Genomic DNA, 25,095 nt, shown 5'->3' with positions numbered 1-25,095 from the left:
ACATTCATTCAAAGCGCAAAATAACCCGACGGTTATGCTTGCTCTTCTTCTCGATCTTCTCGCAAAACACCCGGCCGATTTCTTCGGTGTTGATCACATGGGTGCCGCCGCATGGCTGGATATCGATTCCGGCAATTTCAATTACGCGCACCGAGCCCTGGATCACGGGCGGAGCTACCGCTTGGGTGCGGGTGATCTGCAGCAGGGTTGCGTACTCCGACGCGGGCATCGACAGGGTTTTCACCTGATGAGCCTGTTCGATCAGCGCGTTGATATCGCGGGTGATGCTGTCTTTGTCCAGGGTCATTTCCGGCAGGTCGAAATCCAGTCGCCCTTTGTCGGCGCTGATGCTGCAGCCGGTGACCGGGGCGTCGATGAGCGAACACAGCAGGTGCAGGCAGGTGTGCATTTTCATGTGCTGGTAGCGCCGTTCCCAATCGAGGCTGGCATCCACCTGGGCCCCGGCGCTCAACTGCTCGGGACAGTGTTCCACCTGGTGCCAGATGATCGAGCGCTGCACCGGGTCGCGCACCGTGCCGAGGATGTCCACGCGCGTGCCGTCGTCCAGGGTGAAGTGGCCGCTGTCGCCGGGTTGCCCGCCGCCGGTAGGGTAGAACAGCGTGTGCTCCAGGGCGATGCCGTGTTCGCTGACGGCAATCACCCGGGCGCTGAAGGCGTTCTGGTAGGGCGCGCTGTCAAACAGCGCCAGGGTTTCCATGGTGTGCACAGACATGTTCAACCTCCGACAATCAATGGGCTGGCTTGCAGCAGGTGACGCACCATTGCGCTCAAGCCAGGGGGGGAAAGCAGGGTGATTTCAAATTCCGGCCCGCAGACTTTCAGGTTCAGCGGCAGGCGTGGCAGGCGGTCGCCCATTTCGATGTGGCGCAGGCGAAATTGCAGGTGATGGCGTTCTTTCACCGTGGGTTCGAGCATCAGCCCCTGCAACGGGTGAAAGTCGGCGTCCAGCACCGTGACCTTGTGGTTGGCGTTGATCTCGCCGACCACGTGCAGGCGCTCATCGAGAGCGAAGGCGCCGAGGTAGCTGCTGTGCTCCGATTCGTCGTTCTTTTGCAATTGGATCTGGTTGACCACCTTGACCTTGGTCCCCGCCGGTACGTCCTGGGTGATCACGCACGCTGGGCTGATGAACACGTTGTCGCCGATCTGCACGTAGCCCAGCACGCGGGCGCCGGAGCCGATTTCGACGTTGTTGCCCAGGCGCGGGTGGCGCTTGCCGTCGGGGTTGTTGGCGATGCCGCGAGCGCCGAGGGTCACGCCGCAGAGGATGTAGCAGTCGTTGCCGATCTCGCAGGTTTCACCGATCACCGTGCCGTAGCCATGGTCGAGCACAAAGCGCCGACCGATGCGCGCTGCCGGGTGAATCTCCGCGCCGGAGAGGATCTTGCCCTGGTTGCTGAGCTTGAGGGCAATGCGCGAAAACATCCCGTTGGTCTGGTCGGGAAAATGCCACACCCGGTGCGCCAGCCGGTAGAACAGCACCGCCTTGAACGAGGCATAGGATTCCAGGATCAACTCGCCGCGTCCGCGCGACGCCGGGTCGCGGTAGGCGTAGGCAATCAGGTCCTCGGCCACCGCCTGGGCGGCGCTCTGGACCAACGGCGCCAAGTGCGGCTCCAGCTGCTTCATCTGCGTGGGCGTCAGGGTCTTGATGAGGTGGGTAAGCAATTCATCGTGCAGATGTTGCATGTCGATAAAGCCGCCCATGGAGGCACCCCCGCATTCTGGATGGTTGGATAACCGGTTATTCGAAACTGGGCAGGTAGCTGTCGGCATTGTCGTAGACCATGGTCAACACCACCGTTTCGGGCGGTAACTCCGGGGCGAGCTTGGCGATGGCCACCATATTGGCGGCCGAGGACAGGCCCAGGCTGATGGCATCGGTACGCATGATGCGTTTCATCATGTCGAGGCATTCCACGCGCGACACCTTGAGCATGCCGTCCAGCACGTCCAGGTTGAGGATGCTCGGGATCAAGCCGATCGACAGGCCCTGGATATGGTGGGGGGCGTGCTGGTTTTTCAGCAGGTCGCATTCCTCCGGTTCCACGCCCATCACGCGCAGGGCCGGCCAGGCGGCCTTGAGGGTTTCGCCGATGCCGGTGATATGGCCGCCGGTGCCGATGCCGCTGACGAAGTAATCCACGCGCTGCTCACCGAAGGCGCTGAGGATCTCCGGCGCGGTGGTGTCGCGGTGCGTCTGCGGGTTGGCGCCGTTGCGTTGCTGGTTGAGCATCACGTAGCTGGGGTTTTCCAACTGCAACTCCATGCATTTCTCACCATGGGAATTGTTGCCGAGGCGGCTGTCCGACAGCACCACCTTGGCGCCATACAGGCGCAGCAGTTTCTGCTTTTCGGGGCTGTAGTTATCCGGGATCACCAGCACCACTTTGTAGCCGAGCACGTTGCCAGCCATCACCAGCCCAATGCCGGTGTTGCCGCCGCTGGGTTCGATAATGGTTTGCCCGGAGTCGCGCATCAGCACGCCGCGACGCTCGGCGTCGAGGATCATGCCCAAGGCGATGCGCGCCTTGTGGCTGCCGCCGGGGTTGAGCGATTCCAGTTTGGCGTAGACCTCGATGCCGAGGTCTTCGGAAAACTGCGCCAGGCGCACGATCGGTGTGTGGCCGATGGCGTCGAGAATTGAGTTATGCAGCATCAGGTCGTTACCCAGGGCCGTGATCAGTACAAAGGCATATCGGGTTCGACGTCGCGAACCCAATGTTTCATGCCGCCTTGCAGAACTTTGGTGTTGGCGAAGCCGGCCGCCAGCAGGGTGCTGGCCGCTTGCTCGGCGCGGGTTCCGGCGTAGCAGATCAGGTAGTGAGTGTTGTCTCGGCTGAGGCTGTCGAGCTGACCGTCCAGTTCGGCGAGGGGGATATGCACCACGCCCGGCAACTTGCAGACCTCCAGTTCGCTGGCGTCGCGCACGTCCAGCAATACGTCGGCGCTGCTGTGGCGTTCGAGCAGTTGTTTGAGTACCCGCGGCTTGATGTAGCGCTCTTCGGCCAGGCTGGGCTTGCTCGGTACGGCGTCGGCGCAGACTGTCGGCGCGAGGGGTGCGCTGTGGCGCAGTTCCGAACAGCACGGGCAGTCGGCGCGGCGCTTGAAGCGGATCTCGCTGAATTTCATCGCCAGTGCATCGAAGCGCATCAAGCGGCCGGACAAGGGTTCGCCGATGCCGATCAGCAACTTGATCGCCTCGGTCGCCTGGATCATCCCGACTACCCCCGGCAGCACGCCGATCACTCCGCCAGCGCTGCAATTGGGCGCCAGTTCCGCTGGTGGTGCCTTGGGGAACAGGCAGCGGTAGCAGGGCCCGCCTTTGTAATTGAGCACGCTGATCTGCCCGTCGAAACGGTAGATGGCGCCGAACACCAGGGGTTTGCCCAACTGCACGCAGGCGTCGTTGACCAGGTAGCGCGTGTCGAAATTGTCGGTGCCGTCGATCACCAGGTCGTAGGCGCCGACCAGTTCCAGGGCGTTGTCGGCGGTCAGCGCGGTGTCGTGGGCATTGATCTGGATGTGGCTGTTGAGGTCTTGCAAGCGTTGCTTGGCGGACGCGACCTTGGACATGCCCAGGGTGCTGTTGCCGTGGACGATCTGGCGTTGCAGGTTGCTGCTCTCGACCACATCGAAATCCACCAGCCCCAGGGTGCCGATGCCGGCTGCCGCCAGGTACAGGCTGATGGGCGAGCCCAGGCCGCCGGTGCCGATGATCAGCACCTTGGCTTTTTTCAGGTTCAACTGGCCTTCGCGACCGACGCCGGGCAGGGTGATATGGCGCACGTAGCGCTGCACTTCTTCATTGCTCAGGCTGTCGACGTCGATGCCGCCGGAGGTGGCGAGCAACACTTCGATCCTGGCCTTTTCCGGTAGCCGGTCGTCTGCTTCGATCAATGCTTCCTCGGCGGTAAACAGGAAGTGTTCCTTGAGCTGGTTGTTGTTCTCGTGGAACAGGTGCATACGCAACTGCGGGTGGCTGTCGCAGAGGTTTTCAATGACTTCGCGCAATGTCGATCCGGTGCCCTCAAGGGTCGATTCCGGCAGCTTGGCCACGCGAACCAGAATGTCGGGGAAAGAGACAGCGTTCATGGACAACTCCGTGTGCAGGTCGTTGAAGGGTTGAAGGGCGAAATGCTTGCCATCCCAGGCAAACAGCTTCGAGCCCAGGGCCTGGCCCTGGCGAACATCCACCACCAGGTAGCTGACGGGGTAGATCGGCTCGCCCATGAACAGCGCCTTGTCCTGGTCTTCGTCGCTGAAATAGGCACCGACGTCAGGGTGGGAGTGGTAGATCACCACCACCGGGTTGTCGCTGCGAAGTGCCTTGTTCAGCAGCAGCGTGTCGGCCACGGAAAAGGTGTAGCCGTTGGCCGCGCTGCGTGGGTACATCTCGGGGTTCTTGCGGTGCAGCTCGTTCTGGATATTGCGGCCCAGGTACACGCTGCCGTCGGCGAAGACGAAGCCACAGCATTCCTCGGGGTAGCTGCGGCTGGCGTGGGCATAGATCTGTTCCAGGGCTTCTGGGCGGAGGACGTCCATGTTTCTCTCGCGTTCAAAGAGGCTCAATTTTTCTTGGCCATGAGTTTTTCGATGGGCAACTTGGTGATCGCAAAACCGGCCAGCAGAATGGCCGAATACAGCATGAGGTCGCGGGAAATCGCCACGCCTTCGTACCAGGCGCCGATGATCACCGCGAACACCGGGAAGATGATGAACACGAACGAGAGGATGATCGGGCTCAGGCGCTTGAGCAGCATGAAATACACGATGAACCCGCCCACCGATGCGACCAGGCCCAGGTAGAACAGGGCGCCCCACGAACGCAGGGTGATGGCTTCGAAAGTCGGTGTTTCAAACCACAGGCCGGCGACGAACAGCATCAGCCCGGCGATCCCGATGGGCAGTGTGTTGTAAGTGATCACGCTGATCGCGCTGCCTTTTTGCTTGGTAATGACGTAGCACAAGGCATGCATGATCGCGGCGCTCAGAATTGCCAGTACCCCGAAGAACTCGGCGTGGTCCAGGTGCAGGCCCTGGCTCCTGATGATCATGTAAAGGCTGCCGAAGCCGATACCGATGCCGACCACTTGGGAAAAGTAGATGCGCTCGCGCAGGAACAGCGCGGAGAAAATCAGGATGAACACCGGCATGCAACTGAACAGCAGCGCGGTGAGGCCGGACGAAACATGCATTTCGCCGTAGTTGAGCAGGTAATAGGGCACGCTGAAGTAGGACAGGGTCACGAACACGAAGAACCAACGGCTTTCCCGGGGGAACAGGATCGGCTCGCGGCGCACCATGGCAAAACACAGGAACAGCGGGAACGCGATCAGGAAGCGCAAGCCGGCGGAGGTCAGCGGCGGCACGCTCTCCACGGCGATTTTGATGCCGAGCCAAGTGGTACCCCAACTCAGGCAAACGATGAGAAACATCACACTGGTCACCAGGCCGGCCAACCACTGTTTTTGAGTTTTGGTTTTTGCAGCGTTTTCGAGAACGGCGGACATTGGCATCGTTTATTGCTTCCCTGAGCCGGAATTGAACTCTATATTGAACTTGTAATGAGTTATTTTTTTCGGCGATTGAACCCGTAAAAGCACACTATTAGGGCTAAAGATGGCTGTCAAAACAAATATTGACATGGTGTCAATTATGCGTGAGGGGTTGTCCAATGGGCAGGGCGTCAAGTACAAGCGCCTGTCCGATGTCATGGAACGGGGCATCCTCGAGGGCTTGATTGAACCGGGACGGAAACTGCCGCCCCATCGGGTACTTTCCGACAATCTGGGGGTGACCATCGGCACCATCAGCCGGGCCTACGGCGAGCTGGAACGCCTGGGGTTGGTGGTGGCACGGGTAGGTGACGGCACGTTCGTGCGCAAGCGTGGGATGGAGCGCCAACGGGATGAAGGTTTCCGCAACTTCAGCGAGGAGCCGCGCCAATACTTCGACATGAGCCGCAACATGCATATCCCGGGGCAGGAGACGGTGTTCCTGGCGCAGAGTTTCCAGACCCTGTCGACCAACGCCAAGTTTCTCCAGGACATCAGTGCCTACACGCCGGACGCCGGCCTGCCGCGTTACCGCGAAGCGGGTGCGCAGTGGCTGGTGCAGCGCGATTTTCATCCCATCCCCGAGCAGGTCATTTGCGTCAACGGCGGCCAGCACGGGTTGCTCTGCGCGATGATGGCGCTGCTGCGCGCCGGCGACACGGTGGTCACCGAGCAACTGACATATCCGGGGCTGATCACCGCCGCGCGCATGCTCGGTGTGCGCCTGATCGGCCTGGAGATGGATGACGAAGGTGTGCTGCCCGGGGCACTCGATGAGGTCTGTCGCAATCACCGGGTTTCGGCGCTGTACTGCACGCCCACTATCCAGAACCCGACCACTGCCGTGTTATCGGTCGCACGCCGCGAGGCGCTGGTCAAAGTCTGTCGTGAGCACAACCTGCTGATTCTTGAGGATGAAGCCCACGGTGTGCTGGTGGAAGACCGGCCGCCGCCCCTGAGCTATTTCGCGCCCGAGCGTACGATTTTGATCAGCAGCTTGAGCAAGGCCGTGTCGGCGGGGCTGCGTGTCGGCTATGTGCATGCGCCGCCGGCATTGGTCAGCCGTATTTCGGCGGCGCTGCGTTCGACCTGCTGGATGGCCACGCCGGTGACCCTGGAGCTGGCGACCCAGTGGATCGAGAACGGCACGGCGGAATACCTGCTGCGCCAGCAGATCAACGAGATCAGCCGACGCAAGGTGTTGGTGCAGGGCCTGTTGGCCGGCCTGGAATACCGCACGCACCTCAATAGCCCGCACTTCTGGATTGAAGTCCCGGAGCCTTGGCGAGCGTCGGAAATCGAGGCCGAACTCAAGCAGAATAATTACCTGATCGCCACCGCCGAGGCGTTTGCCGTGGGGCAGACCGCAGTGCCGCAGTTTATCCGGGCGAGTATCTGCAATACGTCGGGAGATGATCAGTTGTTGCGGGCGGGGTTTGATGCGCTGGCCACTGCGTTGGGGCAGGGCGGTGGGCGCTTTCACCTTTAGGCGGGTTCGCCGAGTTATCGTTCATCGTGAGCACGCCCGCTCCCACCTTTGGAATGCATTTTCCTGTGGGCGCGGGCTTGCTCGCGATGGTGTCGGTTCAGACAAACAGATTATTTAAAGCGGCGTTCGACGCCTTTCTCCACCAGAATTTTCGCCGAGATCTCTTCCACCGAGAAATGCGTGGAATTGATGTGCGCAATGTTCTCTCGACGGAACAGATTTTCCACTTCGCGCACTTCGAATTCGCACTGGGCATAGCTGGAGTAGCGGCTGTTGGGCTTGCGCTCGTTGCGGATGGCCGTCAGGCGGTCCGGGTCGATGGTCAACCCGAACAGCTTGTGCGAATGCGCGCGCAGGGCCGTCGGCAGCGTCAGGTGTTCCATGTCGTCTTCGGTCAGCGGGTAGTTGGCCGCGCGGATGCCGAATTGCATGGCCATGTACAGACAAGTCGGGGTCTTGCCGCAGCGCGACACGCCCACCAGGATGATGTCGGCCTTGTCGTAGTAGTGGGTGCGGGCTCCGTCGTCGTTGTCGAGGGCGAAGTTCACCGCCTCGATACGCTCCATGTAGTTGGAGTTATGCCCAATGGAATGGGACTTTCCGACGGAATAGGAGGAATGTTCACTCAACTCTTGTTCCAGCGGCGCCAGGAAGCTCGAGAAAATGTCGATCATGAAACCATTGGACGTAGCAAGGATCTCACGAATGTCTTGATTGACGATGGTGTCGAAAATGATCGGACGAAAGCCGTCTTTTTCTGCCGCCAGATTGATTTGTTGTACCATGGCCCGCGCTTTATCCGCGTTGTCGATATACGGCCGCGTGAATTTGGCGAAAGTAACGTTTTCGAACTGCGCGAGCAGGCTTTGGCCCAGTGTTTCGGCTGTGATGCCGGTGCCGTCGGAAATAAAGAAAGCAGATCGTTTCATTTGAGCCCTGGGCCTTAAGCTGATGGCGAATCTTGGATATGATAGGCGCGATTTTGCCGTCCCTCTGTGGGCCGCATTCTCACTTATTTTCCAGGTCCAGGCCACAAGCGCTGGCGAATGCTCCTACTGAGCAGCCGGCGTCCTGAGCTTTTCCAATACAGAAAGTGGAGAGATCACCTTGGTAGAGTACGTAGTTTCCCTCGATAAGCTCGGCGTCCATGATGTGGAGCACGTAGGGGGCAAGAACGCATCCCTCGGCGAGATGATCAGTAATCTTGCAGGCGCTGGCGTCTCGGTGCCAGGTGGTTTTGCCACCACCGCCCAGGCTTACCGTGATTTTCTCGAACTGAGCGGCCTCAACGCCCAGATCCACGCCGCGCTGGACGCTCTGGACGTCGATGACGTCAACGCCCTGGCCAAGACCGGCGCCCAGATCCGTCAGTGGATCATGGAAGCCGAGTTCCCCGAGAAACTCAACGAAGAAATCCGCACGGCGTTCGCCACGCTGTCGGCCGGCAACCCGGACATGGCTGTCGCCGTGCGCTCCTCGGCCACCGCCGAAGACTTGCCCGACGCCTCTTTCGCGGGCCAGCAGGAGACCTTCCTCAACATCCGCGGCGTGGAAAACGTGATCCGCGCAGCCAAGGAAGTGTTCGCTTCGCTGTTCAACGATCGCGCCATTTCCTACCGCGTACACCAAGGTTTCGACCACAAGCTGGTGGCCCTGTCTGCCGGCGTGCAGCGCATGGTGCGTTCGGAAACCGGCACCGCCGGTGTGATGTTCACCCTGGATACCGAATCGGGCTTTCGTGACGTCGTGTTCATCACCGGCGCCTACGGCCTCGGCGAAACAGTCGTACAAGGCGCGGTAAACCCGGACGAATTCTACGTACACAAGGGCACCCTCGCAGCGGGTCGCCCGGCCATCCTGCGCCGTAACCTGGGCAGCAAGGCCATCAAGATGATCTACGGCGACGAGGCCAAGGCCGGTCGCTCGGTGAAAACCGTCGACGTGGATAAGGCCGAGCGCGCGCGCTTCTGCCTGACCGACGCTGAAGTCAGCGAGCTGGCGAAACAGGCGATGATCATCGAGAAGCACTACCAGTGCCCGATGGACATCGAGTGGGCCAAAGACGGCGACGACGGCAAGCTGTACATCGTGCAGGCGCGTCCGGAAACCGTGAAGAGCCGCACTTCGGCCAACGTCATGGAACGCTACCTGCTCAAGGAAACCGGCACTGTGCTGGTGGAAGGCCGCGCCATCGGTCAGCGCATCGGCGCCGGCAAGGTGCGGATCATCAAGGACGTGTCCGAGATGGACAAGGTCCAGCCCGGTGACGTGCTGGTCTCCGACATGACCGACCCGGACTGGGAACCCGTGATGAAGCGCGCCAGCGCCATCGTCACCAACCGTGGCGGGCGCACCTGCCACGCGGCGATCATCGCCCGTGAACTGGGGATTCCTGCGGTAGTCGGTTGCGGCAACGCCACCCAACTGCTCAAGGATGGCCAGGGTGTGACCGTGTCCTGCGCCGAAGGCGATACCGGCTTCATCTTCGAAGGCGAGCTGGGCTTCGACATCAAGCAAAACTCCATCGATGCGATGCCTGACCTGCCGTTCAAGATCATGATGAACGTCGGCAACCCGGACCGTGCCTTCGACTTCGCGCAACTGCCGAACGCCGGTGTGGGCCTGGCTCGCCTGGAATTCATCATCAACCGCATGATCGGCGTCCACCCCAAGGCCCTGTTGAACTACGACGGCCTGCCGCCGGAAATCAAGGACAGCGTCGACAAGCGCATCGCTGGCTACAACGACCCGGTGGGCTTCTATGTCGAGAAGCTGGTGGAAGGCATCAGCACCCTGGCCGCGGCGTTCTACCCGAAAAAGGTCATCGTGCGTCTGTCGGACTTCAAGTCCAACGAATACGCCAACCTGATCGGCGGCAAGCTCTACGAGCCGGAAGAAGAAAACCCGATGCTGGGCTTCCGTGGCGCCTCGCGTTACATCAGCGAAGCGTTCCGTGATTGCTTCGAACTCGAGTGCCGCGCCCTCAAGCGCGTGCGCAACGAGATGGGCCTGACCAACGTCGAGATCATGGTGCCGTTCGTCCGTACCCTGGGCGAAGCGAGCCAGGTGGTGGACCTGCTGGCCGAAAACGGCTTGTCCCGTGGTGAAAACGGCCTGCGCGTGATCATGATGTGCGAGCTGCCATCCAACGCCATTCTGGCCGAAGAGTTCCTGGAGTTCTTCGACGGTTTCTCCATCGGCTCCAACGACCTGACCCAGCTGACCCTGGGCCTGGACCGCGACTCGGGGATCATCGCGCACCTGTTCGACGAGCGTAACCCTGCGGTCAAGAAGCTGCTGGCCAACGCCATTCAGGCCTGTAACAAGGCCGGCAAGTACATCGGCATTTGCGGCCAAGGCCCTTCCGATCACCCTGACCTGGCCAAATGGCTGATGGAGCAGGGCATCGAAAGCGTCTCGCTGAACCCCGATTCGGTGCTGGAAACCTGGTTCTTCCTGGCGGAAGGCCAAGCGTCCGCCTAAGGTCGACGCGTCAAAAGTGCCGGTCAATCGTCAGGTTGGCCGGCATTCTTATCTGTACAGGGCGGAACTCCTTCCGGACGCCGCCCTTTTTTGTGCAAGAGCATTATGCAAAGCAGCAGCAACCTGTTTCCCGTCGCCCTGATCAGCGCTGAACGTCGTGGCGACCTGAGTGAAGATGTGTACCGGCTCAAACCCGGCAACAGCCCCGACGGCACCGTCGAGCTGGCCGTGACGCGTCTGGGCCTGGCCGATGTCGCGCAAAACCGCGGCATCCCTGTGATTTTGTTACATGGCAGCTTTTCCAACCGGCGCTTCTGGTACTCGCCCAAAGGCGTCGGCCTGGGCGCCTACCTGGCACGCCAGGGGTTCGATGTGTGGATACCGGAAATGCGCGGCCACGGCCTGTCCAAGCGCAACCAGGACTACACCCGCAATCGGGTCGCGGACTACGCCCGCTACGATTTGCCGGCCATCGGTGCGTTCGTGCGCGAACAGAGCGCGCAGATTCCCCACTGGATCGGGCATTCCCTGGGCGGCACCACCCTGGCGGCGGCCTTGGGTGGCCAGTACCTCGGTGCGCCGGCGGTGGCTTCAGTGGCGCTGTTCGGCAGCCAGGTCAGTCGCACCTACTGGCCGTTGAAAATTCCACCGCTGGAGTGGGGCGCTCGCTTGCTCCTGAAGCGCTTTGGCCAGTTGTCCGGCCCGCGGCTCAAGCGCGGCCCCGAGGACGAGCCGGTGGGCGTAATGATCGAGAGCATGCGCTGGCATGGCCTCTTCGGCCGGTTTGGCGAGGCCGGCCGTGATTGGTGGAAAGGCCTGGCGGAAGTCGACGTGCCGCTGCTGGTCGTCAGTGCCGCCGGCGACCAGCAGGACCCGGACTGGGCCTGCCGCAAGCTGTACGAACAAGTCGGCTCGGCGCCGCGGCAATACCTGCGCCTGGGGCGCCAACAAGGTTTTACCGGGGATTTCGGGCATGTGGAGATGTTGGTCAGCAAAGCGGCCCAGGCCGAGGTCTGGCCGTTGGTGGCGCAATGGCTGAAAGATCCGCTGACACCATTGTTGGGTGCTCAGGCTGATGCATTGGTCGTAGTTTGACGCAGCGCTCTGCCAAGGGCGTTTCGCTCGTCTTTGGTTGCGGCTAAGATATGACGCGTTAAATGCTTCTGGTCATATTCAGTCGCGCAGTGGCTATTGCGTAACGGCGAAACGGATGGGATGTTTTGCTGCTGCTTCGGCCGGCGCCTCTTTCGAAAGACACGTCTTTGACAGAAAGGAAATTTTCAATGAACCACTACGTCACTCCCGATCTTTGCGACGCCTACCCGGAACTGGTGCAGGTGGCCGAGCCAATGTTCAGCAACTTCGGCGGCCGCGATTCCTTTGGCGGCGAGATCGTCACCATCAAATGCTTCGAAGATAACTCCCTGGTCAAGGAGCAGGCCGACCAGCCAGGCGCCGGCAAGGTGCTGGTGGTCGACGGTGGTGGCTCCCTGCGTCGCGCGCTGCTGGGCGACATGATCGCCGAGAAAGCCGCGAAAAATGGTTGGGAAGGGCTGGTGATCTACGGTTGCATCCGGGATGTCGACGTCGTCGCCCAGACCGACCTCGGCGTGCAGGCGTTGGCCAGCCACCCGATGAAGACTGACAAGCGCGGCATTGGCGACTTGAACGTGGCAGTGACCTTTGCCGGTGTGACATTCCGTCCGGGTGAATACATCTACGCCGACAATAATGGCGTGATCGTGTCGCCCAGCCCGCTGAAAATGCCTGAATAAACCGCAATAACCGACAGGGGTGAGGATGTTCGAGGAAGAAAACGCGCAGTGGGGCCTGGTGCATGCCCTGGTGCTGGATGGTAAAGGCGGTGCGCGTTCGATTGCCCGAACTGAGCTTGACCAATTGCAACTGCAGCCCCAGGAAAGCCTGTGGCTGCATTGGGATCGCAGCCACCCGCAAACCCAGACCTGGCTGCGCAAGGCCAGTGGCTTGAGTGAGTTCGCCTGTGACCTGCTGCTGGAGGAGAACACCCGCCCGCGCCTGTTGCCGTTGCCGGACGCGGAACTCCTGCTGTTCCTGCGCGGGGTCAACCTCAACCCTGGCGCTGAGCCGGAAGACATGGTTTCGGTGCGTATCTTCGCCGCTGCCAGCCGGGTGATTTCCCTGCGCTTGCGCCCGCTGCGCGCCACCGATGAGTTGCTGGTGCAGTTGGCGGATGGCAAGGGGCCAAAAACCGCGTCTGAACTCATCCTGTATATGGCGCAGTACCTGACGCACAAAGTCCAGGACCTGGTGTCCGACCTGTCTGAAATCGTCGACGTAGAGGAAGAAAAACTCGATACCGACGAACGGTATACCCCGGAGCATGGCAGCATTTTGCAGATCCGTCGGCGAGCGGCCGGGCTCAAGCGATTCCTGGCGCCGCAGCGGGATATCTTTGCCCAACTGACGCGGATCAAATTGTCGTGGTTCTGTGATGACGATGCCGACTATTGGAACGAATTGAACAACAGCCTGACCCGCTACCTGGAAGAACTCGAATTGACCCGGGAGCGCGTGGGGCTTGTGCTGGAGGCCGAAGATCGGCGCTTGAGCGTACGCATGAACCGTACAATGTACCGCTTCGGGATCATCACCGGGATCTTCCTGCCGATGAGTTTTCTGACCGGCTTGTTAGGTATCAATGTGGGGGGCATACCGTTCTCCGCCAGCCCTTATGGATTTGTGATTGCCTGCCTGTTGATGGTCTCGGTGGCGCTCGGACAATGGTGGCTATTTCGACGATTGCGCTGGGTTTGAGCTGAATATGACCTGAACGTAGGAAGGGGCCGATGTGACCTCAGGAATTTAACCCTCGTCTTTTAAAACACTTGCGAGAGGTCTTTATGCACGATCCGTTCGAACAGTCTTTGCGTGACATGCTCAATGCTTCGCCATCCAACCGGGATGACGATGCCTGCCTGGGCCGCGTGTTGAAAACCGCCAACCGTCAGGTCGGGGCGGGGGATCTGTTCGGTCTGCTCGGTCGTTGGCTGCCGGCGTTGATGATGGCCCTGAACAATGGTTCGGCCCACGTCTCGCCGGTTTCCCGTCGTAAACCTCTTGCTCGCACTGCTGATAAGGCTGATTGAATATGGAACTTGATCTCTGGACCCAGAGCCTGGTCACCGCGATGACCGCATTGTGGACCAAGGTGGCGAATTTCATTCCCAACCTGTTTGGGGCGCTGGTCCTGGTATTGCTGGGTTTTGTCGTGGCCAAGCTGCTCGACACCCTGCTGTCCAAGCTGCTCGCCAAACTCGGTCTGGACCGTTTGATGGCAGGCACCGGCCTGACCAAGCTGCTCGGCCGCGCCGGGCTGCAGGTGCCGATCTCGACCTTGATCGGCAAGATCGTTTACTGGTTCGTTTTGTTGATTTTTTTGGTTTCTGCGGCTCAATCCCTTGGCCTTGAGCGAGTTTCAGCTACGCTGGACATGCTGGCACTGTATTTGCCGAAGGTATTCGGCGGCGCGCTGGTGCTTCTCGTCGGCGTTCTGCTTGCGCAATTGGCCAACGGATTGGTACGCGGGGCCGCTGAAGGGGTCGGGCTGGACTACGCGGCAGGCCTGGGGCGAATCGCCCAAGGGCTCGTGATCATCATCAGTATTTCCGTCGCGATCAGCCAGTTGGAGGTCAAGACTGACCTGCTCAACCACGTGATTGTGATTGTTTTGATTACCGTTGGTCTGGCCGTTGCGCTGGCCATGGGTCTGGGAAGTCGGGAAATTGCCGGTCAGATTCTGGCGGGAATCTATGTGCGTGAGTTGTATCAGGTAGGGCAGCACGTGCGTGTGGGCGAGGTCGAGGGGCAAATCGAGGAGATCGGTACGGTCAAGACAACTGTGCTGACCGATGACGGCGACCTGGTGTCGCTGTCCAATCGGATTCTCCTGGAGCAGCAGGTCAGTAGCCGCTAACCCGGCAAACCCTGCTAATGTACGCCGCCGCGAACCCGGGTGACCGGGCTGTGGCGGACATTGACCTGACTGTCGGCACGACTTGTTTTGAATAAAGCCCAAACGCTGTCCACGCGCTATGACCCCCGTGAGCTCTCTGATGAGGAGTTGGTCGCGCGCTCGCACACGGAGCTGTTTCACGTAACACGCGCGTATGAAGAATTGATGCGCAGATATCAACGCACTCTGTTCAACGTTTGTTCAAGGTATTTAGGGAACGATAGAGATGCGGATGATGTCTGTCAGGAAGTGATGCTCAAGGTGTTGTATGGCCTGAAGAACTTCGAGGGCAAATCGAAGTTCAAGACCTGGCTCTACAGCATCACGTACAACGAGTGCATCACGCAGTATCGTAAGGAACGGCGAAAGCGTCGCTTGATGGACGCCTTGAGTCTGGACCCCCTTGAGGAGGCGTCTGAAGAAAAGACGCCGGCACCCGAGGAGAAGGGCGGACTTGATCGCTGGTTGGTGCATGTGAACCCGATTGACCGCGAAATTCTGGTGCTACGTTTTGTCGCAGAGCTGGAATTTCAGGAAATCGCTGACATCATGCATATGGGTTTGAGTGCTACAAAAATGCGTTACAAACGTGCTCTTGATAAATTACGTGAGAAATTTGCGGGCGAGACTGAAACTTAGTGCGTGGCAAATATCTCTTACGTGTAGGCAAGTTCTGTTAGACTTGTCGCCGAGTTGTCCCCCGGTTTGTGGGACTGCTTTACAATCACCAGATGGGGATTTAACGGATGAAACTGAAAAACACCTTGGGCTTGGCCATTGGTTCTCTTATTGCCGCTACTTCTTTCGGCGTTCTGGCACAAGGCCAAGGCGCAGTTGAAGGCGAGCTGTTCTACAAGAAGCAGTACAACGATAGCGTCAATCATATCGAAGACGGCTTCAACCCAGGCGCTCGCATTGGTTATTTCCTGACCGACGACCTGTCGTTGGACTTGTCCTACGACAAGACCAACCACACCCGTTCGAACGACGGTACCGGTAGCCAGAAGATCAAAGGCGATACCACCAGCCTCGTGGCCCAGTATCACTTCGGTCAAGCTGGCGTCGACTCCCTGCGTCCATACGTAGAAGGCGGTGTCGGTCACCAGAGCCGCGGCAACGTTCGTGCTGACGGCCACAGCGGTCGCGACCAAACTACCCAGCTCATCGCTGGTACTGGCGTGAAGTACTACTTCACCAACAACCTGTACGCTCGTGCCGGTGTTGAAGCTGACTACGCACTGGACAACGGCAAGTGGGATTACTCCGCACTGGTCGGCCTGGGTGTGAACTTCGGCGGTAACGCTGGCGCAGTTGCTCCAGCTCCTACCCCAGCACCAGCTCCAGAGCCAGTTGCAGAGCCAGAAGCACCGGTTGCCAACGTTGTTCGTGTTGAGCTGGACGTTAAGTTCGACTTCAACAAGTCCGTGGTTAAGCCTAACAGCTACGCCGACGTGAAAAACCTGGCTGACTTCATGAATCAGTACCCAGCTACCCACGTAGAAGTGGCTGGTCACACTGACTCCGTGGGCCCAGACGCCTACAACCAGAAGCTGTCCCAGCGTCGTGCTGACGCTGTTAAGCAAGTCCTGGTTAAAGACGGCGTAGCTCCTAGCCGCATTAGCTCGGTAGGTTACGGCGAATCCCGCCCAGTTGCTGACAACGCAACTGAAGCTGGCCGCGCTATCAACCGTCGCGTAGAAGCTGCTGTTGAAGCTCAAGCTGCTCAGTAATTACTGAGTAGTAGAAAAAAACCCGGCTTCGGCCGGGTTTTTTTTCGCCTGGGGTTTGCCTCAGGCGCTGGCTGCCGATGCGACGCTCGCTGCTTGCGAGGTGGCGGCGACACTGCCGATCACCAGGATCGCCGGGCTCTTCAGGGCGAACGCCTGTGCATCCTCGTGCATCTGCGACAAATGGCTACGGCACTCCCGCTGCTGCGGCAATGAGGCATTTTCGATCATTGCCACGGGCATATCCGCGGCCATCCCACCTTCCAGCAACTGCTGACGAAGCTCTTCCAGCTTCGCCACCCCCATATAGATCACCAGCGTCGTCCCGCCTTCCGCCAGCGCGCGCCAATTAAGGCTGCTGTCGTCCTGGGTGTGCGCTGTGACCAGCGTCACGCCGCGGCTGACACCACGCAAGGTCAGTGGAATCGCGCAGTTCGTCGCGCCCGCCAGCCCGGCTGTGATCCCGTTGACCAACTCGACTTCGACGCCGCGTTCGCGCAGCCACATCGCCTCTTCGCCACCTCGCCCGAAAATGCACGGGTCGCCGCCCTTGAGCCGCACCACGCACTTGCCCTGGCGGGCGTAGCGCAACATCAGGCGGTGGATGAAGTCCTGCGGCGTTGAGCGGCAGCCCCCACGTTTACCGACGGTGATCACCCGCGCTGCCGCGCAGTGTTCCAGTACCTGCGGGTTGACCAGATCATCGATCAGCACCACATCGGCGCAGTTCATCGCCCGAACCGCCTTGAGGGTCAACAGCTCCGGGTCGCCAGGGCCCGCGCCCACCAGCCAGACTTTTGCGTTCATGTGTTTTCCCTCGTCTAGAGATGACGTCAGCGGTGAAAGAGTAAGTAAAGAAGCGTCAGATTGATCAGCATCGAGAGCAACCCCAGGGTGCGCCAGACCTTCAAGGGTTCCCGCTCCAACAACGGCCGGGGGCGGACACTCAGTTCCCGTCGGTCTGCCTGCTCCAGCACCAGCAGCCATTCTTCGGCGGTTTCATAGCGTTGTGCAGGTTGAGCCGCCACCGCGCGCTCGAGGCTGAGCGGTAACCAGTCCGGCAGGTCGGGGCGGTAGCGGCTGGCGCTGACCGGTTGGGTGAATCTGGGCCGTTGGAAAGCCTCAATTTCACCGTAGGGGTAATGCCCAGTCAGCAAGTAATACAGGCTGACACCTACGCTGTATAAGTCTTGTTGGGCTGTGGGACGGTCGCCCTGGAACGCTTCGGGCGCGATAAAGCTTGGTGTGCCGGGCAGTACATGCGCGCGATCCTCGGAGAGACCCGGGCAGTAGGCCAGGCCGAAATCCAGTACGCGCAACTCACCATCGTCACCCAGCAGCAGGTTCTCCGGTTTGATGTCACGGTGCAGTATTTGCCGACGATGCAACAGACCCACCGCCCGCAGTAAACGTTCGGCCACGAATTGCCATTGCGCCAGGGGCAATGGGCCCTGTTGCAGGAATAATTGCGCCAGGGTTTGCCCCGGATATTCACGCATCACGTAGTACAAGTGCTGACGCCCGCTGGCCGCGTGGACTTCAGGAAACGCGCGCCCGGCCACCCGCCGCAGAAACCATTCCTCCGACAGCAAGGCTTGACCGGCGTCGTTGTCATCGTCACGGCTGAGGGGCAGGGTTTTCAGCAACCAGGGTTGCTGCTGGGCATCGCGGACCCGGTACAGCAACGACTGGCGGCTCTGCGCCAATACGCTTTCCACCTGCCAGCCTTCGAACTGTTGCCCGGCTTTCAGCGCGGGTGGCAGCGGCCATTGCTGCAATTGCACCAGCGCGTCGCCCAGGGTCGCGGCGCCGAGTTTATCGATGCGTACCAGCAGGGCACTGGCGTTGTCCTGGCTGCCGGCCAGGTGTGCGGTGGTGACCAGGGTGTGTACCGCCAGATCGAGGTCGGTCTGCTCGCGCAGGATCGCACTGATGCTGTGATCACCCAAAGTCGCCCACACCCCATCGCTGAGCAGCAGGAAGCATTCGCCCTCGCGCAATTGGCCGTCGAGAAAATCCAGCACCAGGTGTTGATCCAGGCCGAGCGCGCGCTTGAGCACATGCTGCATGCCCGGCTGTTCCCATACATGATCTTCGCTGATGCGCTGCAATTCGCCGTCCAGCCAGCGATACGCCCGGCAGTCGCCGACGTGGGCCAAGGTGAAGCGTTGCCCGCGAAACACCAGGGCACTGAGGGTGGTCAGCAACGGCTGGCCACCGCCATTGGCCCGCAGCCAGCGATTCTGCGCCAGCAACAGACGTTCGAGCGCCTGGGCCACACCCCAGGTTTGCGGCGTGGCGTAATAGTCCAGGGCCAGCGCCTGCAAGGTCGAGCGTGCGGCCAGACCGCCGTCGGCGCATTGGCTGACACCGTCGGCGATGGCGCACAGGTAACCCTTGCTCGCGGCCAGCTCCGCCAGGGGCGTGACCACGCGCAGGGCGTCCTGGTTCTCGGCGCGCGGGCCGATGGTGCTGGCCTGGGCGACGCTCAGGTGCAGGCTCATCAGACGCGCGCGGCGGTCACGGCAGCCGAGCCCCAGGTGGTTCTCCAGCGGCGCTTGACGCCGTGCAGGCCGAACCAGGCCAGTACGCCAAGGCTGGCGAACAACCACAGGGCCAGTTGATAGCTGCCGGTGCTTTGTTTGATCGCACCCATGCCTGCTGCCAGGGCGAAGCCGCCGATACCGCCGGCCATGCCGATCAGGCCGGTCATTACGCCGATCTCACGGCGGAAACGCTGGGGCACCAACTGGAACACCGCGCCATTACCGGCGCCAAGGCCGAGCATGGTGCAGACGAACAGTGCCAGGGCCGCGTAGGAGCTGGGCAAGTTGAAACCCACCGCAGCGATGCAGATCGCCGCCACGCTGTACATGCCCAGCAACGTGCGAATCCCGCCGAATCGGTCGGCCAGGGCGCCGCCGAGTGGGCGCATCAGGCTACCGCCGAACACGCAGGCGGCGGTGTAGTAGCCGGCGGTCACCGGGCTCAGGCCGTATTGGTCGTTGAAGTAGCCGGGCAGGGCGCTGGCCAGGCCGATAAAGCCGCCGAAGGTCACGCTGTAGAAAAACATGAACCACCAGCTGTCACGGTCGCCGAGGGCCTTGAAGTAATCGGCCATGGATTTGGCCTTCGGGCGTTCGGGGGCATTGCGCGCAAGCCAGGCGAAGATGATCAGGGTCAGGATCAACGGAATCAGGGCGAAACCGAACACATTGCTCCAGCCGAACGCCGCCGCGAGTACCGGTGCCAATATGGCTGCGAACACAGTGCCCGAGTTGCCAGCGCCGGCGATGCCCATGGCTTTGCCCTGGTGCTCCGCGGGATACCACTGGGACGCCAACGGTAGGGCGACCGCGAAGGACGCTCCGGCCATCCCCAGGCACAGCCCCAGCAACAGGGCTTGTTCATAGCTGTGGATGCCGAGTTTCCAGGCGCCGAAGAGTGCGGCGATCACAATCACCTGGCCGATCAGCCCGGCGGTCTTGGGCGAGAGTCTGTCCGCCAGCATGCCCATCAGAAAACGCAGCACCGCGCCTGCCAGGATGGGGGTCGCCACCACCAGGCCGCGTTGTTGCGTGGTCAGGTGCAGGTCGGCGGCAATCTGCACCGCCAGCGGGCCCAGTAGGTACCAGACCATGAAGCTCAGGTCGAAATACAGGAACGCGGCAAACAGGGTCGGGGTGTGCCCGGATTTCCAGAAGCTTGATTTCATCACGCACCTCAACGGTTGGGAGTCTTGTAAGAAGGCCTGGTGATGGAACAGCCGGCTACGGCCGCCCCACCGGCCCTGTGTCAAAGGGCCAAAACAAAAAAACGCCGCCACCGGGTCCGCGAGGGCAAACCGGGTGTGCGACGTCTTTGTCGTGAAGGGGCAACCGCCGTTGGTTACCTGTATTGAATACTTAGCAAGTCCTGGGCCAATCTGCCGTAGCCGCTGTCGAGGAGGGTTAGCCCAGCAACTCGCTCATGGCGATGATCTGCTCCGCCACCTGGATCAGTTTCTGCTGGCGGCTCATGGCCTGGCGGCGCATCAGGGTGTAGGCCTCTTCCTCGTTGCAGTTCTTCATTTTCATCAGCATGCCTTTGGCCAGTTCGATGCGCTTGCGCTCGGCCAGCTGTTGATCGCGGGCCTGCAGCTGGGCGCGCAGGGCCTGGTCGCTTTCGAAGCGGGCCATGGCCACGTCGAGGATCGGCTGCAGGCGTTGGGCCTGGATACCTTCGACAATGTAGGCGCTGACGCCGGATTTGATGGCCTGGCGCATGACGTCCGGGTCGTGTTCGTCGGTAAACATCACGATCGGACGCGGTCGGTCGCGGCTGACCAGCACCACTTGCTCCATCACATCGCGGCCGGGTGACTCGGTATCGATCAGGATTACGTCCGGCCGCACCGTTTCGACGCGCGCAGGCAGATCGATGGTCAGGCCCGACTCATCGATCACCTCAAACCCGGCCTCGGTCAGTGCCGCCTTGAGGCGCCCGACCTTGCGCGGTGTGTCGTTGATCAACAGGATTCGCAACATATCGGTCCTCCTGTCAGCGCAAGGCGTGGCGGCTGGTGTGGTCGGCCAGGGCATGCAGGCGGAAGCTGCGGGCGTAGGCGGCGGGGGCGGAGCCATCCCAGATCTTGCCGTCGATCAGTTGGCTGCTGCGCATGTCCTGGGCGTTCGCGGTGACGCCGACGGCATCGGCTGCCTGGCGATACAGCTCCAGTTGCTGCACTTGGCGGGCAATGCCGAGGTAGTCCGGGTCTTCGCGCAACAGGCCCCAGCGGCGAAACTGGGTCATGAACCACATGCCGTCGGAGAGGTAGGGCACGTTCACCTCGCCATCGGCGAAAAAGCGCAGTGCGTGGGGATCTTGCCACTGGTTGCCAAGCCCATCGTCGTAAGTCCCGAGCAGACGCGGCTCGATGCAGTCGAGTGGCGCGTCGAGGTACTCGCGGGCGCTGAGCAGCTGCGCGGTGGAACGGCGGTTTTCGTGGCTCGCCTCGATAAAGCGGCTGGCCTCCAGAATCGCCATCACCAGTACGCGGGCGGTGTTGGGGTATTGGTCGACGAACGCTTGGGTGCAGCCGAGCACCTTTTCCGGGTGGTCCGGCCAGATCGCCTGGCTGGTCGCCAGGGTGAAGCCCTGGTTCTGCTTCACCGCACTGGCGCTCCAGGGTTCACCGACACAAAAACCGTCGATGCGCCCGGCCAATAGGTGCGCCACCATTTGCGGCGGCGGTACCACCACACTGTTCACATCCTGCAATGGATGGATACCTTGGCTCGCCAGCCAGTAATACAGCCACATGGCGTGGGTGCCTGTGGGAAACGTCTGGGCGAAGGTCAGTTTTGTTCGGCTTTGGTGCACGTGGCGATCCAGTGCCTCAGGAGTGACCACCCCTTGCTGTTGCAGGTCGTGGGACAGGTTGATGCTCTGCCCGTTCTGGTTCAGCCCCATCAGTACCGCCATATCGGTGGCGGCCACGCCGCCGATGCCCAGGTGTACGGCGTAGATCAGCCCATACAGGCTGTGGGCGGCATCCAGTTCGCCGCTGACCAGTTTGTCGCGCAGGTTGGCCCACGACGACTGACGCTTGAGGTTCAGTGTCAAGCCATAGGGTTGCGCGAAGCCCTGGGTGGCCGCGACCACCAGCGAGGCGCAGTCGCTCAAGGCCATGAAGCCCAGGTCGAGGCTGCTCTTTTCCGGGGCGTCACTGCCGTTGACCCAGGCCAGCGGGTCGTTTATCGGGCTGTTGCCGTCCGAATCGTTCATCAACACCTACCTTTTCGTTCAAAAAAAAGCGTCGCTCCCTCAGATGGCGGCGCGAGCCATTGCGGGTAACGACGCCTTTGTCCGTAAGCCCGCTCCGACGTTGGCGCGCGCTCTGATACAGAGTGCATAGCAAGGCACATGCCACGGGCGGAACGGCGTGTTACGCCGTCAACTTTCCATCAAGATTGAAACGCCACAGGCTTTCAGTATGGCCGCTTCCCTATGCCAGACTGCCCAGGAAACCCCACGGTGTACGCTGATTCTCCGACAACGATGGCCGCCCATCGGCTGTGCCGCTGGCTGTTTTACGCGGTGTTGATGCTGGGCTGTGCGTCTGCCCGGGGTGAGACTTACCAGGCGCGGGACGAAAGCCTGCACACGTTTTTCAGCGCGTTGTCGCTGCCTCTCGGCCTGCCGGTCGTTGTCAGCCGGGCGGCGGCTCGGCAACGCGTTGACGGAACCTACGATTTCAGCCGGGCACAGCAGGTGCTGGAGGCGGTAGCCGAGCAGCATCACCTGATCTGGTACAGCGACGGGCAGGTGCTCTACCTCTACGCAGCAGATGAAGCGAAGAGCTCGGCGGTGACGCTGCGGCATATTTCCGTCTCAAGGCTGCGCGAGTTCATGCGTCGCTCGGGGCTCGATGAGTCCCGCTACCCGCTGCGGGAGAGCGGGGGCCGGATGTTCTATGTGTCCGGGCCGGCGAACTATGTCGACCAGGTGCTGCACCTTACGCAATTGATGGACCGCCAGCGGGCCGCGCTCCGTGTGGGCCAGCAGGCGTTTGGCGTGGTGCAGGTGCTCAATACCCATGTGGCGGACCGCGAGTACGTCATGGGCGAGGAAAAGGTCAATGTGCCGGGCATGGCGTCGCTGATCGAGACCGTGCTTTCCCGCGAACAACAGGCGCCCGCGCAACGGCCGCCCGGCTTGCTGGCCGACAAGAGCCTGGCCGTGATTCCTTACCCGGATACCAACAGCCTGCTGATCAAGGGCAAGCCTGCCCAGGTGCGTTTTATCGAACAATTGGTGGCGGAGCTGGATGTGCCCAAGCGCGCGATCGAGGTTTCGCTGTGGCTGGTGGACGTGGACCGTGACGAACTGAAGAAAATCGACCAGGCCTGGGCCGAGGAAACCCACACATCAACTTCGGCGACCCGGGTGTTGGAGCCGTTGGAGGACAATCGCCTGATGGCGCAGATCGCCGTGCTGGAGCGACGACGGCGCGCGCGGGTGGTGACACTGCCGGTGATTCTCACCCAGGAGAACGTTCCTGCGGTGTTCCAGGATAACCACACACTCTACGTGCCGGGGCCCGCCGTCGCTCGCACCGACTGGAAACCCATACGCTATGGCACCCAGGTCAGCGCGTTGCCGCGGTTTGCCGAGGCGAACGAGATCGAGATGCTGCTGAGCCTTGAGGATGACCGCCAGATGGGCGAGGCGGGGCGGCGTCAGAAAATGACCGCAGTCGGGCGGGTCAGCGTCAGCAGTGTCGTTCGGATGCCGCAGGGGAAACGCCTGTGGTTGGGCGGGTTTCGCCGGGATGTTGATGCGCAGGGGCGTGCCACTGCGCGTGGCCAGCGTGCCGAAGTACGGCTGTTTGTGATTCAGGCCCGGGCCGTGGGCAACGAGCTCAAGACCCTGGATGGCACCGTCGGGCCGCCACCGCTGACTCAGCCGCAATACGAACGGGTGCACCGTGCGTTTGTGCGGTCGATTCGCGATGTCGATCAATGAGGTAGGCGCTCGTCATGCATCTGGAAATTCTTTTGCAGGAACAACTGATCACGCGCAAGCGGCTGGCGTTGTTTGCACCGGGGAAAGTGCTGCCGCTGGCACCGGAGGTCATCCATTGCGTGGAAGTGCGCGTCAACGGTCAGTTACTGGCTCTGGGCGAGCTGGTGCAGTTGGAAGACCGCCTGGGGGTTGAGCTGCTTGAGGTCTACCAGGAGTGGGTATCGCCTTAGTTATCAGTTCCAGTGAGATTTCTTACAAGGCGATTCCGGAAAGCCCTGCTGATATGGGCTTTCTCCTAGGGTGGCTCGGGGAGGCTTTTTTTATAGTCGTGCAGTCGGCGTATGCGCCATTTCTGGAAATCAGGATTTCAATGTCAGTGGTTGGATGCAGAGGTGTGTATGGCCGTGGTGAATGATGGAGGGATGACGATTTCCCTGGTCTTTGGCCGCTGGACCCTGCATGGCGATGGACGCTTGACCGGCGAGGGCGTGGATATCCAGTTGCCGCCCAAGGAATGGCAAGTGCTGCGCTTGTTGTTGGTGTCCGGTGGTGCGCTGATGACCAAAGACTGTTTGCTTGAAATGGCTTGGCGCCAGGGGGAGGTGTCGGAGGAATCGCTGACACGCTGCATTTATTCGTTGCGTAAACATCTGCGCGCCGACAAAGGGTTTATCAAGACGATCTATGGCAGGGGCTATCGCTTTACATGCCCGGTGCGGCCAGCCGAGCGCGCCTCATTGCCGCCCATCGCCGTTTGTTCGGCCTGTGGCAGGTAGCCTCGGGATGCGCAATGCGTGGCGCAAGGGCCTGTTGCTGGTGGTGCTGATGGGCAGCAATAAGGCGCTGGCGTATTGTTGGGATGAGGTGGCCAGTCGCTACGATCTTGAGCCGGAATTGCTGCAAGCCATTGCTGCCGTAGAGTCGGGTTACCGTGCGGGCGCGATGAATTACAACAATCGCAATGGCTCCCGCGATATCGGCCTGATGCAGATCAACAGCGTTCACTTGCCCCGCTTGCTCAAATTAGGCATCACCGAAGACCGGCTGTTGAGTGAGCCGTGCCTGTCAATAGAGGTCGGGGCCTCGATTCTTGCCGAGTTCGTTCAGCGCTTCGGCTATAACTGGACGGCCATCGGCGCCTATAACGCAGGCCCGGGGCCTGGTCCACAGCGTGAGGCGTTGCGCTTGCAGTACGCACAGAAGGTCTGGGCCCGTTACGAAGCGTTGGTCGCGCATCGCTACTGACGATTGGGCGGCACGCCTCGCACGCAGGCCGCCAGCCCGGCTATAATCGCCGCCACTTATCGCCGCCATCCG

24 protein-coding genes are annotated in these 25,095 nt (G+C 61.0%); 13 read left to right on the top strand and 11 right to left on the bottom strand.

The window, feature by feature from the left end:
* Window positions 1-4: 4 nt before the first annotated feature.
* Genes PverR02_RS23625 through PverR02_RS23605 form a run of 5 tightly spaced genes read right to left on the bottom strand, consistent with a single transcriptional unit; the run spans window position 5 to window position 5,483 of the window.
* Window positions 5-733, bottom strand: coding sequence for an alanyl-tRNA editing protein (locus PverR02_RS23625; protein WP_046382419.1), 729 nt, complete (start codon window positions 731-733; stop codon window positions 5-7).
* A 2-nt stretch (window positions 734-735) separates the two neighbouring features.
* Window positions 736-1,728 carry a serine O-acetyltransferase gene (locus PverR02_RS23620; RefSeq protein WP_046382420.1) on the bottom strand — a complete coding sequence of 331 codons (993 nt, stop codon included), beginning with the start codon at window positions 1,726-1,728 and terminating at the stop codon, window positions 736-738.
* 37 nt (window positions 1,729-1,765) lie between these two features.
* Window positions 1,766-2,680 carry a PLP-dependent cysteine synthase family protein gene (locus tag PverR02_RS23615; protein WP_017845200.1) on the bottom strand — a complete coding sequence of 305 codons (915 nt, stop codon included), beginning with the start codon at window positions 2,678-2,680 and terminating at the stop codon, window positions 1,766-1,768.
* Between the two features lie 23 nt (window positions 2,681-2,703).
* Complete coding sequence (gene moeB / locus PverR02_RS23610) at window positions 2,704-4,566, bottom strand: molybdopterin-synthase adenylyltransferase MoeB (RefSeq protein ID WP_079444510.1); 1,863 nt, start codon at window positions 4,564-4,566, stop codon at window positions 2,704-2,706.
* Between the two features lie 23 nt (window positions 4,567-4,589).
* Window positions 4,590-5,483, bottom strand: a complete 894-nt coding sequence (locus PverR02_RS23605; RefSeq protein WP_162231523.1) for a DMT family transporter — start codon at window positions 5,481-5,483, stop codon at window positions 4,590-4,592.
* Window positions 5,484-5,643: 160 nt separating this feature from the next.
* Here PverR02_RS23605 and PverR02_RS23600 point away from each other — a divergent pair, with 160 nt between their 5' ends.
* A complete protein-coding gene (locus PverR02_RS23600; RefSeq protein ID WP_079444509.1) occupies window positions 5,644-7,068 on the top strand; it encodes an aminotransferase-like domain-containing protein in 1,425 nt (474 codons plus the stop codon).
* Between the two features lie 110 nt (window positions 7,069-7,178).
* On the opposite strand, the gene ppsR is transcribed toward PverR02_RS23600, so the two are convergent.
* Complete coding sequence (gene ppsR / locus PverR02_RS23595; RefSeq protein WP_046382423.1) at window positions 7,179-7,997, bottom strand: posphoenolpyruvate synthetase regulatory kinase/phosphorylase PpsR; 819 nt, start codon at window positions 7,995-7,997, stop codon at window positions 7,179-7,181.
* A gap of 178 nt (window positions 7,998-8,175) precedes the next feature.
* Between ppsR and ppsA the strand changes: the two genes are divergently transcribed.
* The 8 genes from ppsA to PverR02_RS23555 all read left to right on the top strand — a co-directional run bounded on the left by ppsA (window position 8,176) and on the right by PverR02_RS23555 (window position 16,275).
* Window positions 8,176-10,551, top strand: coding sequence for a phosphoenolpyruvate synthase (gene ppsA / locus PverR02_RS23590; RefSeq protein ID WP_026139809.1), 2,376 nt, complete (start codon window positions 8,176-8,178; stop codon window positions 10,549-10,551).
* Window positions 10,552-10,656: 105 nt separating this feature from the next.
* Window positions 10,657-11,646 carry an alpha/beta fold hydrolase gene (locus PverR02_RS23585; RefSeq protein WP_046382424.1) on the top strand — a complete coding sequence of 330 codons (990 nt, stop codon included), beginning with the start codon at window positions 10,657-10,659 and terminating at the stop codon, window positions 11,644-11,646.
* Window positions 11,647-11,834: 188 nt separating this feature from the next.
* Window positions 11,835-12,326 carry a ribonuclease E activity regulator RraA gene (gene rraA / locus PverR02_RS23580; protein WP_017845207.1) on the top strand — a complete coding sequence of 164 codons (492 nt, stop codon included), beginning with the start codon at window positions 11,835-11,837 and terminating at the stop codon, window positions 12,324-12,326.
* A 25-nt stretch (window positions 12,327-12,351) separates the two neighbouring features.
* A complete protein-coding gene (locus PverR02_RS23575) occupies window positions 12,352-13,347 on the top strand; it encodes a zinc transporter ZntB (protein WP_017845208.1) in 996 nt (331 codons plus the stop codon).
* Between the two features lie 86 nt (window positions 13,348-13,433).
* Complete coding sequence (locus PverR02_RS23570) at window positions 13,434-13,679, top strand: hypothetical protein (RefSeq protein ID WP_005790375.1); 246 nt, start codon at window positions 13,434-13,436, stop codon at window positions 13,677-13,679.
* Window positions 13,680-13,681: 2 nt separating this feature from the next.
* Window positions 13,682-14,506, top strand: a complete 825-nt coding sequence (locus PverR02_RS23565; RefSeq protein WP_017845209.1) for a mechanosensitive ion channel family protein — start codon at window positions 13,682-13,684, stop codon at window positions 14,504-14,506.
* Between the two features lie 87 nt (window positions 14,507-14,593).
* Window positions 14,594-15,184 carry an RNA polymerase sigma factor SigX gene (gene sigX, locus PverR02_RS23560; RefSeq protein WP_046382425.1) on the top strand — a complete coding sequence of 197 codons (591 nt, stop codon included), beginning with the start codon at window positions 14,594-14,596 and terminating at the stop codon, window positions 15,182-15,184.
* A 107-nt stretch (window positions 15,185-15,291) separates the two neighbouring features.
* Window positions 15,292-16,275, top strand: a complete 984-nt coding sequence (locus PverR02_RS23555; RefSeq protein ID WP_079444508.1) for an OmpA family protein — start codon at window positions 15,292-15,294, stop codon at window positions 16,273-16,275.
* Window positions 16,276-16,335: 60 nt separating this feature from the next.
* Here PverR02_RS23555 and cobA read toward each other — a convergent pair whose 3' ends face one another.
* The 5 genes from cobA to PverR02_RS23530 form a co-directional block, all read right to left on the bottom strand.
* Window positions 16,336-17,079 (bottom strand): uroporphyrinogen-III C-methyltransferase, encoded by a 744-nt coding sequence (cobA, locus tag PverR02_RS23550; protein WP_079444507.1) that lies wholly within the window; start codon window positions 17,077-17,079, stop codon window positions 16,336-16,338.
* A gap of 26 nt (window positions 17,080-17,105) precedes the next feature.
* On the bottom strand, window positions 17,106-18,776 hold the full coding sequence (locus PverR02_RS23545) for a bifunctional protein-serine/threonine kinase/phosphatase (RefSeq protein WP_079444506.1): 1,671 nt from the start codon (window positions 18,774-18,776) through the stop codon (window positions 17,106-17,108).
* Window positions 18,776-19,987 carry a nitrate/nitrite transporter gene (locus tag PverR02_RS23540; protein ID WP_017845214.1) on the bottom strand — a complete coding sequence of 404 codons (1,212 nt, stop codon included), beginning with the start codon at window positions 19,985-19,987 and terminating at the stop codon, window positions 18,776-18,778. Before PverR02_RS23540 ends, PverR02_RS23545 begins: the two co-directional genes overlap by 1 nt.
* 235 nt (window positions 19,988-20,222) lie before the next feature.
* Window positions 20,223-20,798, bottom strand: a complete 576-nt coding sequence (locus PverR02_RS23535) for an ANTAR domain-containing response regulator (protein ID WP_017845215.1) — start codon at window positions 20,796-20,798, stop codon at window positions 20,223-20,225.
* A gap of 13 nt (window positions 20,799-20,811) precedes the next feature.
* Window positions 20,812-22,038, bottom strand: a complete 1,227-nt coding sequence (locus PverR02_RS23530) for a CmpA/NrtA family ABC transporter substrate-binding protein (RefSeq protein WP_079444505.1) — start codon at window positions 22,036-22,038, stop codon at window positions 20,812-20,814.
* A gap of 273 nt (window positions 22,039-22,311) precedes the next feature.
* Here PverR02_RS23530 and sctC point away from each other — a divergent pair, with 273 nt between their 5' ends.
* The 4 genes from sctC to PverR02_RS23510 all read left to right on the top strand — a co-directional run bounded on the left by sctC (window position 22,312) and on the right by PverR02_RS23510 (window position 25,023).
* The gene (gene sctC, locus PverR02_RS23525) at window positions 22,312-23,778 is read left to right on the top strand and encodes a type III secretion system outer membrane ring subunit SctC (protein WP_079444504.1); all 1,467 of its coding nucleotides are present in this window, start codon (window positions 22,312-22,314) and stop codon (window positions 23,776-23,778) included.
* 14 nt (window positions 23,779-23,792) lie between these two features.
* A complete protein-coding gene (locus PverR02_RS23520) occupies window positions 23,793-24,008 on the top strand; it encodes a FliM/FliN family flagellar motor switch protein (protein WP_017845218.1) in 216 nt (71 codons plus the stop codon).
* A 168-nt stretch (window positions 24,009-24,176) separates the two neighbouring features.
* Window positions 24,177-24,554 (top strand): winged helix-turn-helix domain-containing protein, encoded by a 378-nt coding sequence (locus PverR02_RS23515; protein ID WP_026139810.1) that lies wholly within the window; start codon window positions 24,177-24,179, stop codon window positions 24,552-24,554.
* Between the two features lie 7 nt (window positions 24,555-24,561).
* Window positions 24,562-25,023, top strand: coding sequence for a transglycosylase SLT domain-containing protein (locus PverR02_RS23510; protein WP_046382433.1), 462 nt, complete (start codon window positions 24,562-24,564; stop codon window positions 25,021-25,023).
* The last annotated feature ends 72 nt before the right edge of the window (window positions 25,024-25,095 follow it).

The sequence above is a fragment of the Pseudomonas veronii genome (genome assembly GCF_002028325.1).
Lineage (GTDB): Bacteria > Pseudomonadota > Gammaproteobacteria > Pseudomonadales > Pseudomonadaceae > Aquipseudomonas > Aquipseudomonas veronii.
Note: the sequence above shows the minus strand (reverse complement) of the source record. Positions and strands in the feature narration are given on the sequence as shown.

Excerpts from the sequence above, each read along its gene's own strand:
- PverR02_RS23515 (WP_026139810.1), top strand. The coding sequence starts at position 24,177 with ATGGCCGTGGTGAATGATGGAGGGATGACGATTTCCCTGGTCTTTGGC.
- PverR02_RS23585 (WP_046382424.1), top strand. The coding sequence starts at position 10,657 with ATGCAAAGCAGCAGCAACCTGTTTCCCGTCGCCCTGATCAGCGCTGAA.
- PverR02_RS23545 (WP_079444506.1), bottom strand. The coding sequence starts at position 18,776 with ATGAGCCTGCACCTGAGCGTCGCCCAGGCCAGCACCATCGGCCCGCGC.
- moeB (WP_079444510.1), bottom strand. The coding sequence starts at position 4,566 with ATGGACGTCCTCCGCCCAGAAGCCCTGGAACAGATCTATGCCCACGCC.
- PverR02_RS23520 (WP_017845218.1), top strand. The coding sequence starts at position 23,793 with ATGCATCTGGAAATTCTTTTGCAGGAACAACTGATCACGCGCAAGCGG.
- PverR02_RS23555 (WP_079444508.1), top strand. The coding sequence starts at position 15,292 with ATGAAACTGAAAAACACCTTGGGCTTGGCCATTGGTTCTCTTATTGCC.
- cobA (WP_079444507.1), bottom strand. The coding sequence starts at position 17,079 with ATGAACGCAAAAGTCTGGCTGGTGGGCGCGGGCCCTGGCGACCCGGAG.
- PverR02_RS23565 (WP_017845209.1), top strand. The coding sequence starts at position 13,682 with ATGGAACTTGATCTCTGGACCCAGAGCCTGGTCACCGCGATGACCGCA.
- PverR02_RS23535 (WP_017845215.1), bottom strand. The coding sequence starts at position 20,798 with ATGTTGCGAATCCTGTTGATCAACGACACACCGCGCAAGGTCGGGCGC.
- PverR02_RS23625 (WP_046382419.1), bottom strand. The coding sequence starts at position 733 with ATGTCTGTGCACACCATGGAAACCCTGGCGCTGTTTGACAGCGCGCCC.
- PverR02_RS23600 (WP_079444509.1), top strand. The coding sequence starts at position 5,644 with ATGGCTGTCAAAACAAATATTGACATGGTGTCAATTATGCGTGAGGGG.
- sctC (WP_079444504.1), top strand. The coding sequence starts at position 22,312 with ATGGCCGCCCATCGGCTGTGCCGCTGGCTGTTTTACGCGGTGTTGATG.
- PverR02_RS23615 (WP_017845200.1), bottom strand. The coding sequence starts at position 2,680 with ATGCTGCATAACTCAATTCTCGACGCCATCGGCCACACACCGATCGTG.
- ppsR (WP_046382423.1), bottom strand. The coding sequence starts at position 7,997 with ATGAAACGATCTGCTTTCTTTATTTCCGACGGCACCGGCATCACAGCC.
- PverR02_RS23530 (WP_079444505.1), bottom strand. The coding sequence starts at position 22,038 with ATGAACGATTCGGACGGCAACAGCCCGATAAACGACCCGCTGGCCTGG.
- PverR02_RS23570 (WP_005790375.1), top strand. The coding sequence starts at position 13,434 with ATGCACGATCCGTTCGAACAGTCTTTGCGTGACATGCTCAATGCTTCG.
- PverR02_RS23510 (WP_046382433.1), top strand. The coding sequence starts at position 24,562 with ATGCGCAATGCGTGGCGCAAGGGCCTGTTGCTGGTGGTGCTGATGGGC.
- PverR02_RS23620 (WP_046382420.1), bottom strand. The coding sequence starts at position 1,728 with ATGGGCGGCTTTATCGACATGCAACATCTGCACGATGAATTGCTTACC.
- PverR02_RS23540 (WP_017845214.1), bottom strand. The coding sequence starts at position 19,987 with ATGAAATCAAGCTTCTGGAAATCCGGGCACACCCCGACCCTGTTTGCC.
- PverR02_RS23575 (WP_017845208.1), top strand. The coding sequence starts at position 12,352 with ATGTTCGAGGAAGAAAACGCGCAGTGGGGCCTGGTGCATGCCCTGGTG.
- rraA (WP_017845207.1), top strand. The coding sequence starts at position 11,835 with ATGAACCACTACGTCACTCCCGATCTTTGCGACGCCTACCCGGAACTG.